This window comes from Microbacterium sp. A20 (assembly GCF_004794515.1).
Lineage (GTDB): Bacteria > Actinomycetota > Actinomycetes > Actinomycetales > Microbacteriaceae > Microbacterium.
This window is the reverse complement of the sequence record NZ_SSDF01000065.1, coordinates 118,459-132,876: the sequence shown is the minus strand read 5'-3', so window position 1 is coordinate 132,876 and position 14,418 is coordinate 118,459. Positions and strand designations below refer to the sequence as shown.

General features: G+C 68.5%; 13 protein-coding genes and 1 tRNA gene. 6 read left to right on the top strand and 8 right to left on the bottom strand.

What is annotated here, in order from left to right:
- Window positions 1-217 precede the first annotated feature (217 nt).
- Window positions 218-299 (top strand) — tRNA-Leu (locus tag DW298_RS06105).
- A gap of 93 nt (window positions 300-392) precedes the next feature.
- Window positions 393-1,172, top strand: a complete 780-nt coding sequence (locus DW298_RS06100; protein WP_168429506.1) for a VTT domain-containing protein — start codon at window positions 393-395, stop codon at window positions 1,170-1,172.
- A 34-nt stretch (window positions 1,173-1,206) separates the two neighbouring features.
- Here the strand turns inward: DW298_RS06100 and DW298_RS06095 are convergent, their stop codons facing one another.
- Window positions 1,207-2,016, bottom strand: coding sequence for a Ku protein (locus DW298_RS06095; RefSeq protein WP_029262512.1), 810 nt, complete (start codon window positions 2,014-2,016; stop codon window positions 1,207-1,209).
- A 58-nt stretch (window positions 2,017-2,074) separates the two neighbouring features.
- Here DW298_RS06095 and ligD point away from each other — a divergent pair, with 58 nt between their 5' ends.
- Window positions 2,075-4,039, top strand: coding sequence for a non-homologous end-joining DNA ligase (gene ligD / locus DW298_RS06090; protein ID WP_136041559.1), 1,965 nt, complete (start codon window positions 2,075-2,077; stop codon window positions 4,037-4,039).
- Window positions 4,040-4,061: 22 nt separating this feature from the next.
- On the opposite strand, the gene DW298_RS06085 is transcribed toward ligD, so the two are convergent.
- From DW298_RS06085 to murI, 4 genes are all read right to left on the bottom strand, one after another.
- On the bottom strand, window positions 4,062-4,982 hold the full coding sequence (locus tag DW298_RS06085; protein WP_136041558.1) for a cation diffusion facilitator family transporter: 921 nt from the start codon (window positions 4,980-4,982) through the stop codon (window positions 4,062-4,064).
- Window positions 4,983-5,088: 106 nt separating this feature from the next.
- Window positions 5,089-5,682, bottom strand: coding sequence for an RdgB/HAM1 family non-canonical purine NTP pyrophosphatase (gene rdgB / locus DW298_RS06080; RefSeq protein ID WP_136041557.1), 594 nt, complete (start codon window positions 5,680-5,682; stop codon window positions 5,089-5,091).
- Between the two features lie 2 nt (window positions 5,683-5,684).
- Window positions 5,685-6,422, bottom strand: coding sequence for a ribonuclease PH (gene rph, locus DW298_RS06075; RefSeq protein ID WP_091030304.1), 738 nt, complete (start codon window positions 6,420-6,422; stop codon window positions 5,685-5,687).
- 52 nt (window positions 6,423-6,474) lie between these two features.
- Window positions 6,475-7,305 carry a glutamate racemase gene (gene murI, locus DW298_RS06070; RefSeq protein ID WP_136041556.1) on the bottom strand — a complete coding sequence of 277 codons (831 nt, stop codon included), beginning with the start codon at window positions 7,303-7,305 and terminating at the stop codon, window positions 6,475-6,477.
- Between murI and DW298_RS06065 the strand changes: the two genes are divergently transcribed.
- On the top strand, window positions 7,189-8,694 hold the full coding sequence (locus DW298_RS06065; protein ID WP_275087538.1) for a nicotinate phosphoribosyltransferase: 1,506 nt from the start codon (window positions 7,189-7,191) through the stop codon (window positions 8,692-8,694). The two genes, murI and DW298_RS06065, sit on opposite strands and share 117 nt — an antisense overlap.
- Before the next feature lie 2 nt (window positions 8,695-8,696).
- Here the strand turns inward: DW298_RS06065 and DW298_RS06060 are convergent, their stop codons facing one another.
- The 3 genes from DW298_RS06060 to DW298_RS19615 are packed head-to-tail and all read right to left on the bottom strand — an operon-like array spanning window position 8,697 to window position 12,377.
- Entirely contained in the window at window positions 8,697-8,963 is a 267-nt protein-coding gene (locus DW298_RS06060) for a DUF3039 domain-containing protein (protein ID WP_046013003.1), read from the bottom strand.
- Window positions 8,964-9,003: 40 nt separating this feature from the next.
- A complete protein-coding gene (locus DW298_RS06055) occupies window positions 9,004-10,569 on the bottom strand; it encodes a hypothetical protein (protein WP_136041554.1) in 1,566 nt (521 codons plus the stop codon).
- Window positions 10,545-12,377 (bottom strand): ABC transporter ATP-binding protein, encoded by a 1,833-nt coding sequence (locus DW298_RS19615; protein WP_240745030.1) that lies wholly within the window; start codon window positions 12,375-12,377, stop codon window positions 10,545-10,547. Before DW298_RS19615 ends, DW298_RS06055 begins: the two co-directional genes overlap by 25 nt.
- Window positions 12,378-12,623: 246 nt before the next feature.
- Here DW298_RS19615 and DW298_RS06045 point away from each other — a divergent pair, with 246 nt between their 5' ends.
- Both DW298_RS06045 and DW298_RS06040 read left to right on the top strand, forming a co-directional pair.
- Window positions 12,624-13,316, top strand: coding sequence for an NTP transferase domain-containing protein (locus DW298_RS06045; protein ID WP_091030288.1), 693 nt, complete (start codon window positions 12,624-12,626; stop codon window positions 13,314-13,316).
- An 80-nt stretch (window positions 13,317-13,396) separates the two neighbouring features.
- A complete protein-coding gene (locus DW298_RS06040) occupies window positions 13,397-14,395 on the top strand; it encodes a hypothetical protein (RefSeq protein ID WP_136041553.1) in 999 nt (332 codons plus the stop codon).
- Window positions 14,396-14,418 lie beyond the last annotated feature (23 nt).

The following is a 14,418-nucleotide window of genomic DNA, read 5'->3' as shown; positions in this document are numbered from 1 at the left end:
GAGCCGCTCGCCCCGAACCCGGAGGAGCCGCTCGCCCCGAACCCGCAAGAGCCATTGGCGCCGAACCCCCAGGAGCCTCTCGCGCCGAACCCGTCGGAACCCGGCATCCCGCCCTCGACCCCTCAGGCGTGAAGGGAGGGCCGCCGGACGACAGGCGGGAACTGCGGGCTGATCCTCAGATACACCGTTTCGGCGGTCACTAGAATGATTCCACCGCGCGGGAGTGGTGGAATTGGCAGACACGCAGGATTTAGGTTCCTGTGCCCCAGGGCGTGTGGGTTCAAGTCCCACCTTCCGCACGAGAGACGATGGGGCCGTCCTGCGACCGCACGCGTCGCTCAGCTGCACCGCCGACCAATCACGACCGACGGGACTCCCCTGTGCTCGAAACCATGCTGCACGCGCCGACCGCCCTCATCCCCTGGCTCGACCCCGCAACGATCATCGGGACCGCCGGGCCGTGGGCGCTGCTCGTGGTGTGCTTCATCATCTTCGCGGAGACCGGTCTGCTCGTCGGATTCCTGCTGCCAGGAGACACGCTCCTCGTGATCGCGGGACTCCTCTCGCACCCGATCGCAGGCTCGGAGCACGGGGTCTTCGGCATCAGTGTCTGGTGGGTCGCCCTCCTCATCGGTCTCGCCGCGTTCGTCGGTGGGGAGGTCGGATACGTGATAGGCCACAAGGGCGGACCCGCCGTGTTCGAACGCAAGGAGTCCGGCCTCTTCAGCAAGAAGAACGTTGAGCGCACGAACGCCTTCTTCGAGCGTTTCGGCGGCATCACCGTGATCCTCGCGCGCTTCGTGCCGATCGTGCGTACCTTCGCCCCGGTCGCCGCCGGCGTCGGCCACATGCCGTGGCGCAAGTACACCCTCTACAACCTGATCGGTGCGGTCCTGTGGGGATTCGGGCTCACGATGTTCGGCTACCTCATCGGGTTCATCCCCCCGGTCGCCGAGTTCGTCGAGAGCTACATCGACCTCATCCTCCTCGCCGCGGTCGGCGGCACGGCGCTCGTCACTCTGTGGCACTATCTCTCCGAGCGCCACAAGGCGAAGAAGGCGGCAGCGGCCGGTGAAGACGTCGTGACGGATGCCGAGGAGGCACAGGAGCTCGTCCTGGACGCCGACGTGTTCGACCGCGCGCCCGACCTCGACGGCGACGGCAAGCACTGATCTCGATCGGCACCGCCACCGCGGCGCCGATGTCTCAGCCGGCGTTCTTGGCTCGCTCCTCCTTGGTGCGCGCGACGCTGGCGCGAAGCGCCTCCATCAGGTCGATGACCTCTCCGCCCTCGGCGGCCTTCTCGGCCTCGCCGAAGGTCTCGGCCACGTCGAACGTGTCGCCCGCCTCGATCTTCGCGTCGATGAGCGTGCGCAGCTCCTTCTGGTATTCGTCGACGAACTCCTCGGGGTCGAAATCGGCCGAGTAGCTGTCGACGAGGGATGCCGAGAGCTCGAGCTCCTTCTTCGAGATGCGCACGTCCTCGTCCAGCGCGGGGAACTCGGCTTCGCGCACCTCATCGGCCCACAGCAGCGTCTGCAGCACGAGCACCTTCCCCCGCACGCGGAGCGCGGCGAGTCGCGTCTTCTGCCGCAGTGTGAAGCGCACGATCGCGGTGCGGTCGGTCTGCTCCAGGGTCTTGCGCAGCAGCACGTAAGCCTTGGGAGACTTCGAGTCCGGCTCGAGGTAGTACGGCTTGTCGAGCGTGAGCAGATCGACCTGATCCGAGGGGACGAACTCGACCACGTCGATCTCCCGGCTCTTCTCCGCAGGCAGAGCTGCGAGGTCGTCCTTGGTGAGCACCACCGTCTGGCCCTCTTCGACGTAGGCACGGTCGATGTCGGCGTATGCCACGGTCTCGCCGCACACCTCACAGGTGCGCTGGTAGCGGATGCGCCCGCCGTCCTTCTCGTGCACCTGATGCAGCGGCACGTCGTGGTCCTCGGTCGCGGAGTACACCTTGACCGGCACGTTCACGAGGCCGAAGGTCAGCGCACCCTTCCAGATCGTTCTCATGTGACCAGTGAACACCAGCCGACGCCGTCGCGGCCAGACCCTTGACTACGCTGGCTGCATGGTCGGACAAGGGCAGGTGGTGCAGGTCGACGGTCGTCGTCTGCGCGTCACCAACCTCGACAAGGTCGTGTATCCCGAAACCGGCACCACCAAGGGCGAGATCATCGCTTACTACAGCGCGATCGCCCCACTCCTCCTCCCTCTGCTGGATCGACGTCCGGTGACCCGCAAACGCTGGGTGGAGGGCGTCGGAACGGCGGATGCGCCGGCCGATGCGTTCTTCACGAAGCAGCTCGAACCCGGGGCGCCCGACTGGATCCCCCGTCAGGCCATACAGCATTCGGACGGCCCGAAGGAGTACCCGCTGGTCGAGGACGTGCCGACCCTCGTGTGGCTCGCGCAGGTCGCCGCGATCGAGCTCCACGTGCCGCAGTGGCGCTTTACCGCGGATGGGCTGCCCGGCCGTCCGGATCGACTCGTCCTCGACCTCGATCCGGGCCCCGGGGTGGGACTCGCGCAGTGCGCCGAGATCGCCCGATTCGCCCGCGTCATCCTGGCCGACATGGGTCTCGATCCGTTCCCCGTCACGAGCGGCAGCAAGGGCATCCACCTCTATGCCGCTCTTCCGGGCGAGCAGACCAGCGACGAGATCTCCGCCGTCGTGAAGGAACTCGCGCGCCTGATCGAGAACGACCACCCCGACCTCGCCACCAGCGTCATGTCGAAGGCGGTGCGCGGGGGCAAGGTCTTCCTCGATTGGAGCCAGAACAACGGCAAGAAGACCACCATCTCGCCGTACTCGCTCCGTGGTCGCGCACGCCCCTGGGTCGCCGCCCCTCGAACGTGGGAGGAACTCGATGACCCGTCACTGGGGCAGCTCGACATCGACCAGGTCCTGGCCAGGGCCGCCTCAGGTACCGATCCCCTCTCGAGTCTTCGGCCCCTGGCCGACAGATCCACGCCGACGCCGCGCGCGGCGACGATATCGCCCCGTCGGCCGTCACGCCATCCGCGCGGCGGCCCCGCTCCGGCGGTCGACCGCACCGCCGCGACGCTCGCACCGATGCTCGCGGAGAACGGCACCCCCGGCGTCGCCCGCGCGCTGAGCGATCCCTCGTGGGTCGAGGTGAAGTGGGACGGCATCCGCGCGATGGGCACCTGGCACGACGGCCGGATGCTGCTGCACGCGCGTCGCGGCACCGATATCACGGGCCGTTACCCCGAACTGACAGCCGACGGAGCACCGTTCCTCCCGATCACGGATGCCGTTGTCGACGGGGAGATCGTGGCGTTCGACGCCCACGGGCGGCCGAGCTTCTCGCTGCTCCAGAACCGGATGCACCTCACACGACCGCGCGAGATCGAGCGCGAGGTCATCCGCACGCCGATCGTCTATATGCTGTTCGATCTGCTGCGCCTCGACGGCCATGACCTCACGGGTATGCCGCTGCGCGAGCGGCGCACGCTGCTCGAGGACGTGATCGCCGACCTCGATGCTCCGGTCCAGCTCCCGCCGGTCTTCGACGACGTCGATGCGGCCCTGGCTGCGAGCCGGGAATTCGGGCTCGAGGGGGTCGTGGTCAAGGATCCGCAGTCCCGCTACCGCCCGGGGCAGCGGAGCCCCTCCTGGCTGAAGCTCAAGCACTCGCGGATGCAGGAGGCCGTGATCGTGGGCATCCGCCCGGGAAAGGGTGATCGGGAGAGCACCCTGGGCTCGCTCCTGCTCGCGGTGCCCGATGCCACCGGCGGATCGACGCAGCTCCGCTACGTCGGCCGCGTCGGCTCCGGATTCACAGACCGCATCCTGCGCGACCTCCTCGCTCGCCTCGAGCCTCTGCGAGTGAAAACAGCTCCCCTCGACGGCGTCCCGACCCCGGATGCTTCCGACGCGCTCTGGGTGCGTCCCGAGCTCGTCGGCGAAGTGGAGTTCGCGAACTGGACCCCGGACGGGGTCCTCCGACACGCGCGGTGGCGCGGGCTGCGCCCGGACAAGGAGCCGGACGACATCGTCGTGGAGCTCTGACCTCGGCGCTCATCGGGCCTGCTCAGGCGTGATGCGGTTCGCAGTCCGACTGCTCGGCCGGCTCGATTTGGAACGTCGAGTGCTCGACATCGAAATGATCCGCGAGACACGCCTGCATCTCGGAGAGCAGCCGCGTCGATCGTCCGTCGGCGAACAACTGCGGATCGACGCTCACGTGAGCCGTGAAGACGGGCGCCCCTCGGGTCAGCTGCCAGACGTGCACGTCATGCACCCCGACGACACCCGTGTACCCGAGCAGGTGAGTCCGGATGTCGCTGACGGTCGTCCCCTTCGGCGCGGACTCGGCGAGGACCGAGAAGACTTCGCGCAGGAGCGTGATGGCCCGCGGGATGATCATCGCCGCGATGAAGAGCGATGCGATGGCATCCGCCGGCATCCATCCGGTGAGGAGGATGACGATCGCTGCGACGATGACGGCCGCGGATCCGATCAGGTCGCCCATCACCTCGAGATAGGCGCCGCGCACGTTGATGCTCGTCCGCTGCGCGCGGCTCAGCAACCACATCGAGATCGCGTTCGCGAACAGGCCCACCACGGCGACGACCAGCATGAGCCCCCCGGCCACCTCGGCCTCTCCCGGGTTCACGAGGCGACCGATGCCCTCGACGGCGACCCAGGCGGCCAGTGCGATCAGGATCAGGGCGTTGATCAGCGCGCCGAACACCTCGGCACGCTGATAGCCGAAGGTGCGCCGGTCGTCGGCCGGACGCGCCGCCACCGTCGCCGCGATCAGCGCGATCACGAGAGCAGACGCATCCGTGAACATATGGGCGGCGTCCGCGAGCAGCGCCAGCGATCCGGTCAGAACTGCGCCGACGACCTGCACGACCATCACGGTCGCGGTGAGCGACAGCGAGATCGTCAGCAGGCGTCGGCTGCCGGCTGAGCGGATGCCGCCGGCGGCGGGTGCGTGATCGTGCATGCCCCCAGGCTAGACCGGGAAACCGGGCCGGAACCCCGGTTCCGGCTAGTCGGGAAGGGTAACGATTCTCACCGTCATCTGCGCTTCAGCGACGGACTCTCCGCGGTCAGAGCGCGCCGAGGAGCGGGAGCAGCTCAGCGAACGCACGAGCGCGGTGCGACTGCGACTGCTTCTCCTCCGCGGAGAAATCGCCCACGGTCCGCTCCTGCCCCTCCGGCTGGCCGTCCGGGATGAAGATCGGGTCGTAGCCGAACCCGCCGCCCCCGGAAGCCGACTGCGCAAGCCGCCCCGGCCACCGCCCCTCCACGACGTGCTCGCGCCCATCCGGCAGCACGAGGGCGATCGTTGAGGTGAAGTGGGCGGCCCGGTGCGGATCGGCAATGTCGCGCAGCTGATCGAGCAGGAGCTCGAGGTTCGCCGAAGCATCCTTCTTCTGTCCGGCCCAGTAGGCGGAGAAGACGCCGGGCGAGCCGCCGAGCACGTCGACGCAGATCCCGGAGTCGTCCGCCAGGGCCGCGAGTCCGGTGTGCGCCGCAGCAGCGCGCGCCTTGATGAGCGCGTTCTGGGCGAACGTGACCCCGTCTTCGACCGGCTCAGGGCCGTCATAGCCGACGACCTCGAGATCAGGACGCGCCTGCGCCACGATCTGCTGGAACTCTGCGACCTTGTGCGCGTTGTGGGTCGCGAGGACGACCTGCATCGTCACTCCCCCGCCAGTGCGGCGAGCTGCTTGCCCTTCAGGTCCTCGCAGCCGGCCACACCGAGCTCGAGCAGCGCATCGAGTTCGCGCTTGTCGAACGGTGCGCCCTCCGCAGTGCCCTGCACCTCGACGAAGAGCCCGCGACCTGTGACGACGACGTTCATGTCGGTCTCGGCCCGGACATCCTCGGTGTATGCCAGATCGAGCATGGGCTCGCCGTCGATGATCCCCACCGACACGGCAGCCACGGAGTCGAGCAGCGGCGTGGAGTTCTTGCCGATGAACTTCTTCTCGCGACCCCACTCGATCGCGTCGGCCAGGGCCACATAGGCACCCGTGATGGCCGCGGTTCGCGTGCCACCGTCTGCCTGCAGCACATCGCAGTCGATCACGATCGTGTTCTCTCCGAGCGCCTTCGTATCGACGACGGCGCGCAGCGCACGACCGATGAGGCGGGAGATCTCGTGGGTGCGACCGCCGATGCGGCCCTTGACGCTCTCGCGGTCGTTGCGGCTGTTCGTGGCGCGAGGAAGCATCGAGTACTCCGCCGTCACCCATCCCTTGCCCTTGCCGGTCAGCCAGCGCGGCACCCCGTTGGTGAAGGACGCCGTGCACAGCACCTTCGTGCCGCCGAAGCTGATCAGCGCGGACCCCTCGGCGTGCGCGCTCCAGTTGCGCTCGATGGTGATCTCTCGCAGCTGATCGGTGGAACGGCCGTCGACGCGGACGATTTCGGACATGTGCTTCTCTCGGTCGGGGTGGGACGAATCGACGGACGATTCGAGGAGGGGCTTACTCGGAGGCGATGTGAGGAAGAGCGATGACTCCGGTCTGCACGAGCTGCACGTCCCGCACCTCGCGGCCCATCAGTCGGTTGGCCAATGCCGTGAATTCATCGGCCGAGGCACCGGTGGCCTCATAGACATAGGTCGCTGCCGCATCGGGCGACGCCAGGAGGTCGCCTCTGACCAGCTGGCGGTAGACATCGCCGGCGGTCTCGTCGTCGCTGGAGACGAGGGTGACGCCCTCGCCCATGACGTAACTGATGGCACCACGCAGGAAGGGATAGTGCGTGCATCCGAGCACGAGGGTGTCGACCTCCGCGTTCCGCAGCGGCGCGAGGTACTCCTCCGCGACCGCGAGGACCTCGGGAGTGCCGGTGATCCCCGCTTCGACGAACTCGACGAACCGCGGACAGGCCGCCGTGAAGACCTGCAGCCTCTCGTTCACCTCGAGCATGTCCTGATAGGCGCGGGACCCGATGGTGCCCACCGTGCCGATCACGCCGACCCGTCCGTTGCGCGTCGTGGACACGGCTCGGCGCACGGCGGGTCCGATGACCTCGACGACGGGGATGTCGTAGCGCTCGCGAGCGTCACGGAGCATGGCGGCCGACGCCGTGTTGCACGCGATCACGAGCATCTTGACGCCCTGGTCGACCAGGGTGTCGAGCACCTCGAGGGAGTAGCGGCGGACGTCCGCGATCGGCTTGGGCCCATACGGGGAGTGTGCGGTGTCGCCGATGTAGACGAACGACTCTCGGGGCAGCTGGGCGCGGATGGCCCGCGCCACCGTGAGCCCGCCGACACCGGAGTCGAAGATCCCGATCGGCGCGTCGTTCATGACTCCCCAGCCTACCCGCGTGCGAGCCGTCGCGCGCATCAGCGCGCTCAGTATGCTGAGCGCATGACCACGTCGACGGCGCTGCTCACCGACCGTTACGAGCTGACGATGCTCGCCGCTTCCCTCCGGGACGGGACCGCCTTCCGCCCCAGCGTCTTCGAGCTGTTCTCCCGTCGATTGTCCGGAGGCCGTCGATTCGGCGTCGTGGCCGGCACGGGCCGTCTTCTCGGACTGCTGCGCGACTTCCGTTTCGGCGAGGAGGAGCTGCGCTTCCTCCGCGACGCGCAGGTCGTGGATGCCGAGTCGCTGAAGTACCTCGAGGACTACCGTTTCACCGGCACGATCCGTGGCTACCGCGAGGGCGAGCTCTACTTCCCCGGCTCCCCCATCCTCACCGTCGAGGGAACGTTCGCCGATGCGGTGGTCCTGGAGACCCTGGCGCTCAGCGTGCTCAACCACGACTCGGCCGTCGCGACCGCCGCCGCGCGGATGAGCATCGCGGCGGGCGAGCGTCCGCTGGCGGAGATGGGTTCACGACGTGCGGCTGAGCGCTCGGCCGTGGCCGCCGCCCGCGCCGCCTACATCGCAGGGTTCGGCGCGACGAGCAACCTCGAAGCCGGCAGAAGTTGGGGCATCCCCACGATGGGCACGGCCGCCCACTCGTGGACGCTGCTGCACGACACCGAGGAGGAGGCGTTCCGCGCCCAGGTGGAGAGCATGGGCACCGACACCACGCTGCTCGTCGACACCTACGACATCCGCACCGGCGTCGAGACGGCGATCCGCGTCGCCGGCACCCGTCTCGGGGGTGTGCGGATCGATTCCGGCGACCTTCCGATCGTCGCCGCGGATGTGCGCGCACAGTTGGATGAGCTCGGGGCCGCCGACACGCGCATCACCGTGACCAGCGACCTCGATGAGTACGCCATCGCGGCACTCGCCGCGTCGCCGGTCGATGCCTACGGTGTCGGCACTTCCGTGGTGACCGGATCCGGCTACCCCACCGCGAGCATGGTCTACAAGCTCGTGGCCCGTCAGGATGGCGCCGGCTCGTGGATCGGCGTCGCGAAGGCATCTGCCGACAAGGCGTCGTACGGCGGCCGCAAAGCCGCGTTCCGCACGCTCGTCGACGGGGTGGCGACCGCCGAGACCGTCGTCGTCTCCGACGGCTTCGAGGAGCTCGACACTCCGGATGAGCACCCGGATGGTCGCCCGCTCCAGGTGACCTTCGTCGAAGCCGGTGATATCGACACCGCCCACGAGGGATCCGAGGGGACGGCGTCCGCACGGGCGCATCACCTGCGCGTGCGCGAGGAACTTCCGGTGCGCGCTCTCGCGCTCAGCAAGTCCGACCCGGCGATTCCCACCGTGTACGTCGAAGCCGACTGACGTCAGCTGATCATCGACTCGTAGATCTCCTTGCACGTGGGGCAGATCGGGAACTTCTCCGGGTCGCGACCCGGCGTCCACTTCTTGCCACACAGTGCGCGTACCGGCTTCCCGGTGATCGCGGATTCGAGGATCTTGTCCTTCTTCACGTAATGCGAGAAGCGCTCGTGGTCGCCCGGTTCGAGATTCTCCTCGCGGAGGAGCTCTTCCAGTTCGCGATCAAGCGTTGCCACGCCGCCCTGATCGGGGCTGTCCAGCGGAGTACTCATCCCGTGAGTCTAGCGGCGTCGACAGCGCTGCGGGCGGTGGTCACGCGGTCTCGACGAACTCCATCAGCCGCTCGCCGCTGCGCTCGAAGATGCGTCCGCCGATGACCGCTCCGGCCGCCAGCACGGCGAGCCCGACGAGAAGCCCGACCCAGAACGTCGCCGGTGCATAGGCGGAGCCCTCGAGGAGGGTGGCCGCGAACAGCCAGATCGTGGGGATGCTGACCACGATCGCTCCGAGGAAAGCCGCCGCCGGTCCGTACGTGCCCCGGGAGGTGGGCCGCTGCGGCTGCTGGAAGGGACTGTCGCCGGGACGGGAGACCGCATACGGGGCCACGACCGACACGATGCTGGAGATGCCGAGAGCCGAGAACAGGAGGCTCGCCGCCAGGCCGCCGAGCGGCAGCAGGAGACTCCAGTCGCCGACCAGGAGGAGTGACAGCGGTGTGGCGATCGCGAGGACCGGCACCGCCACCAGCAGCACCGGGATCAGGCGACCGAGGCGATCGGGAAGTCCGCGCACGCCGCTCGCCACATGGGTCCACAGGGCCGTCGAGTCGTAGGCGACGTCGTTGTGCGGTAACCAGCCGAAGAACAGTGCCATCACCGGGACGGGAACCAGCGCGGCGACCTCGACCGGTACTCCGGCGACGATGAGCGGCAGCACCGTCAGCACCCCGGCGACCGGGACGACGATGAGGTTCATGATGTATCGGCGGTCCCGGAGCCAGTAGACGAGACTCCGGGCGGCGATCGCGCCGAACGCGTTGGACGGCAGCAGACCGAACCAGCCGAGCCCGGTGCGCTCGCGCGCGGCGACCGGGCGTTCGGTCGTCGTGAGCAGCCGACGTACGAGCCATGACCACGCGAACCAGAGCAGGCCGACGGTGACGACCGCGACGATGCCGCTGACCCATGCCGTCGCCGTCTCCCCCGCGGCCGACGAGAAGAGGAAGGCGGGCGAAGCTGCGAACGGACTGAAGCCGAGCACGGTCGACAAGGTCGCGAGCGAGTGGGGCACGAGGCCGTCCCACCGCAAGGATCCGAAGAACACGGCGACCGGGAAGGCGATGACGAGCAGCGCGAGGGCGAACAGCGCGGTGAGCTCGCGAGAGCGGCGCTCCGGCAGCAGGAGGGCGTTGAGCGCCATGCCGATCCGCGAGATGAGCACGGTCGTGACGACGCCGAGAAGGGTCATCAGGACGGCGAGCGGCCACGGCGTCCCCGCCCCGATCGCGACGATGCAGACGCTGATGTAGACGGCGAGCAGCGCCAAGCTGGGGACGCTGACGAAAGCAGCCAGGAGGAGCACCCACGGCATCTGGCGTTCGTCCACGCCGAAGACGGCGAACCGTCGGGGGTCCAGCTGGTCGATCGCGCCGACGAGGATCGGTCCCACGAGGAAGCCGAGGAGCAGGGCGGCACCACCGAGGACGGTGACCGCGCGTGCGACCGGAACTGGTGCATCCGCGAGGCTGAACACCGCGAAGCAGACGACGACGGTGACGGCGACGACCGCTGCGAGCAGAACGAGCATCCGAACCCGACGGTCGCTGCGCAGCGCTCCGATGAGGAGCGCGAATCTCAGTCGGAGAACGTGTGCAGCCACTCGAGCCCCTCCACCTCTCCGCTGGAACCCGCGAGTTCCACGAAGCGCGCTTCGAGGGTCTGCCCTGCGCGCACCTCGTCGATCGTTCCCTCTGCGAGGACCTCACCGTTGACGATGATGGCCACGCGCGAGCAGACGCGCTCGACCAGGTCCATGCCGTGGCTGGAGAGGATGACGGTGCCACCGTGCGAGACATAGGCGCGCAGGATGTCCAGGATCACGGCGGATGAGACCGGATCGACCGATTCGAACGGCTCGTCGAGCACGAGGACGCGCGGCGAGTGGATCATGGCCCCGGCGAGCATGATCTTCTTCGTCATGCCTGCCGAGTAGTCCGACACCACCCGGCTGAGCGCATCACCGAGATCGAAGGCACGAGCGAGGTCCGCCGCCCGCTTCTCGATGACGTCGGCCGTGAGCCCCCGCAGCAGCCCGTAGTAGTAGAGGAGCTGACGTCCGGTGAGCCGGTCGAACGTGCGCAGCCGATCAGGCAGGACGCCCATCATGCGCTTCGCTGCCTGGGGCTTCACCGCCTGATCGATACCGCAGATCACGACGCTGCCCTCATCGGCTCGCAGCAGACCGGCGACGATCGAGAGCGTGGTGGTCTTGCCTGCACCGTTGGGCCCGACGACCCCATAGAACGATCCGGCAGGGACGGTCAGGTCGATCCCGGCGACGGCACGATTGTCGCCGAACTGCTTCACGAGGCCGCGGATGCTGATGGCCTCGCCGCCCGATGCGCTGTCGATCGCGCCGACGGCGTCCGACGCCGCATCGTCGGAATCGACAGCGGCTTCGACGACCTCGACCGACGTCACTTCCTGAGCGGGTTCGGCCTCGACGGCGACGGTCGCCACGGTGGCGTCGTCATCGACGGTCACTGCGGGCGCGTCGGCCTCACCGAGCTTCGGGGACACGGAGGCGTTCTCGACCGCAGGGTCGGACGCCACGGGCGGCATCTCGGCGACGGCCGGCGATGCCTCGACGACGGGGGCCGCAGGGGTGACGGCGCTCGTCTCGACAACGACCGCCTGCTCGGCCGCCGCAGCCTGCTCGGTCGCTGCTTGCTCGGCCGCTGCCTTGTCCGCCACAGCCTGCTCGGCCGCAGCCTTGTCCGCCACAGCTTGCTCAGCCGCTGCCTTGTCTGCCGCAGCCTGCTCGGCCGCTGCCTTGTCCGCCACAGCCTGCTCGGCCGCCGCCTTTGCCGCAGCCGCCTTCGCGGCGGCTGTCTTGGCTGCTGCCGTCTTCGCTGCCGCCGTCTTCGCGGTCGTCGACCGGGCTGTGGACTTGGCTGCGGCCGTCTTCGCCGCCGCGGTCTTGGCTGCCGCAGTCTTCGCCGCCGCGGTCTTGGCCGCCGCAGTCTTGGCTGCCGCCGTCTTCGCCGCGGTCGTCTTCGCCGCGGCCGTCGTCGAAGTCGGCGCTTTCGCCGCGGAGGCCCGTGCGGCGGTGTTCTTCGCTGCAGCAGTGCGAGCCGCCGCCGGGACCCGCTTCGGAGCCGTTTTCGCTGTCGCCCCGTCGAGCATCGCGTTCTTCAGAGGCTCGACGATGACGTCAGCGGTCGGCGCCGCCTTCTCCGCGGCGGACTTCGTGGTCGTCTTCGCGATCGGCTTCTTCGGAGCGGCACGCTTCGCGGGGGCAGGCTTCGCCGGAGCGCGCTTCCCCGCGGCGGTCGTCTTCGCGGCTGTCGTCTTCGCGGCAGTCGTCTTCGCGGCAGTCGTCTTCGGCGCAGGCTTCGTCGATGCCTTCGGCAGCGCGGTTTCGGTATCGTCCACCTCGGCGGCGCGGTCGTCAGGGGAGGAAGTCACCGTCCTACGGTATCAATGGGGAGCCGCATGCCAAGGCCGCCGCGCAACATTCACCGCTGAACCCTCAGATCGGCCACAATGGGCCGGAGGGCGAGCCTGTGCGTCCGGTGTGTACTCGATCACGAAATGACAACGGGAGGGTCCCCGACCCGGGGCTTCCCAGGCTGCCTCGCTACCATGAACTCGGCACGACGAAGTGTCTGGTCGGTGAATCGACCGTGAACACAACTTCCTTTAGGAGCACTCGTGACTCTTCAGACCGTCATCCTCGCCGCCGGCATGGGCTCGCGCCTCGGCCGCGCGCTGCCGAAGCCGCTCACCGAACTGAGCGACGGCCGCACGATCATGGGCCAGCAGCACGACAACATCCGCGCCGCCTTCGGCTCGGACGCGCGCATCACCACGGTGGTCGGCTACCGCGCCGAGACCATCATCGACGCCTTCCCCGCAGTCAACTACGTCCACAACGAGCGGTACGACGAGACCAACACGTCGAAGAGCCTGCTGCGCGCCCTCGGCGCGACCGGCAAGGGCGGCGTGCTGTGGATGAACGGCGACGTGGTGTTCGACCCGATGATCCTCGGACGCGCGGCCGCCTACATCGAGCGTGACCAGTCGTTCGTCACCGTCAACACCTCCAAGGTCAGCGATGAAGAGGTGAAGTACACGGTCACCGCCGAGGGCTTCATCAACGAGCTGTCCAAGACCGTCAAGGGCGGTCTCGGTGAGGCCGTGGGCATCAACTACATCTCGTCCACGCACAAGAAGGCGTTCATGCGCCAGTTGCAGCGCGTCGAGGACCAGGACTACTTCGAGCGGGGCCTCGAGCTCGCCATCGCCGAGGACGGCCTGCTGCTCGAGCCGATGGACGTCTCCGACCTGTACGCGGTCGAGGTCGACTTCGCCGAAGACCTGGAGCGGGCGAACCTCTTCGTCTGATCTCTCATCACGAAAGCCCGGTCCCTTCCGAGGGACCGGGCTTTCGGCGTTTTCGCGGCCGGGCTTCGTAGGATCACTGCATGGCCCCCAAGGTGCACAAGATCCACTCCCTGCCGGATGACGCCCCGTGGGATAAGGGCGTGCCGCCCACCGGTTCCCCGGAGCATCCGATGATGGTGCGCGGACTCGACCGCGTGCTGTCGATCCAGCGACCCCTCGTCCTGGCCCACATCCGCAGCATCCGCCTGCGCAATCCCCACGCATCGCCCGCCGAGATCATCCGCATCCTCGAGCGGCGCTACCTCGCAGCCGTGACCACGGGCGGCGCGGCGGTGGGCGCGACCGCCGTCGTCCCCGGCATCGGCACGGGCGTCACGCTCGCGCTCTCCGGAGTGGAGACCGTGGGCTTCGTGGAGTCGACCGCGCTCTTCGCGCAGTCCGTCGCAGAGGTGCACGGCATCGCGGTCGCGAACCCCGATCGCGCACGCGCGCTCGTGATGACGCTCATGCTGGGCAAGGAGGGCGTCGACCTCGTCGGACAGCTGGCAGGGCAGATAGCCGGACGCGGCGGAAGCAGATCGTCCTACTGGGGCGAGCTGGTCACGAAGTCCCTCCCCCGCGCCGCCGTCGGACCTCTGGTCGACCAGCTGAAGAGTATGTTCGTGAAGCAGTTCGCGGCCAAGGGCGGGGCCTCGGTCATCGGCAAGGCGCTGCCGTTCGGCATCGGCGCCGCGATCGGAGGCGCCGGAAACCACATCCTGGGTCGTCGCGTGCTGACCACATCGCACAAGGCGTTCGGGGCCGCACCGATCGATCTCCCCCCGGAACTCGAGCCCGTCGTCGGCGCGGAGAAACTCGAACTGCGGATGCTGCGCGGCGCGCGCTACGCCGGCTCCGCGGTGGCGGGCGCCGCCGGGACGACCGTACGCGGTGTCGAGTGGGTCGGTCGCAAGGCGCTCTCCCTCGGACGCACCCCGAAGACGGACCCCGCCCTGGAACAGGAGGAGGCCGGGAGCACGAGCGTCCCCGCCGCGCCGGAAGCGGCCTCGTCTTCCGAATCGGACGACGCGCCGCGCTGAAGTCCGCGCGCTCATCGCCAAAG

Bases quoted from the DNA above. Each gene is read 5' to 3' on its own strand.
- DW298_RS06095 (WP_029262512.1), bottom strand. From the start codon at position 2,016: ATGAGAACGATCTGGAAGGGTGCGCTGACCTTCGGCCTCGTGAACGTG.
- murI (WP_136041556.1), bottom strand. From the start codon at position 7,305: ATGAACGACGCGCCGATCGGGATCTTCGACTCCGGTGTCGGCGGGCTC.
- DW298_RS06100 (WP_168429506.1), top strand. From the start codon at position 393: ATGCTGCACGCGCCGACCGCCCTCATCCCCTGGCTCGACCCCGCAACG.
- DW298_RS06060 (WP_046013003.1), bottom strand. From the start codon at position 8,963: ATGAGTACTCCGCTGGACAGCCCCGATCAGGGCGGCGTGGCAACGCTT.
- DW298_RS06040 (WP_136041553.1), top strand. From the start codon at position 13,397: ATGGCCCCCAAGGTGCACAAGATCCACTCCCTGCCGGATGACGCCCCG.
- DW298_RS06085 (WP_136041558.1), bottom strand. From the start codon at position 4,982: ATGCACGATCACGCACCCGCCGCCGGCGGCATCCGCTCAGCCGGCAGC.
- rdgB (WP_136041557.1), bottom strand. From the start codon at position 5,682: ATGCAGGTCGTCCTCGCGACCCACAACGCGCACAAGGTCGCAGAGTTC.
- rph (WP_091030304.1), bottom strand. From the start codon at position 6,422: ATGTCCGAAATCGTCCGCGTCGACGGCCGTTCCACCGATCAGCTGCGA.
- ligD (WP_136041559.1), top strand. From the start codon at position 2,075: ATGGTCGGACAAGGGCAGGTGGTGCAGGTCGACGGTCGTCGTCTGCGC.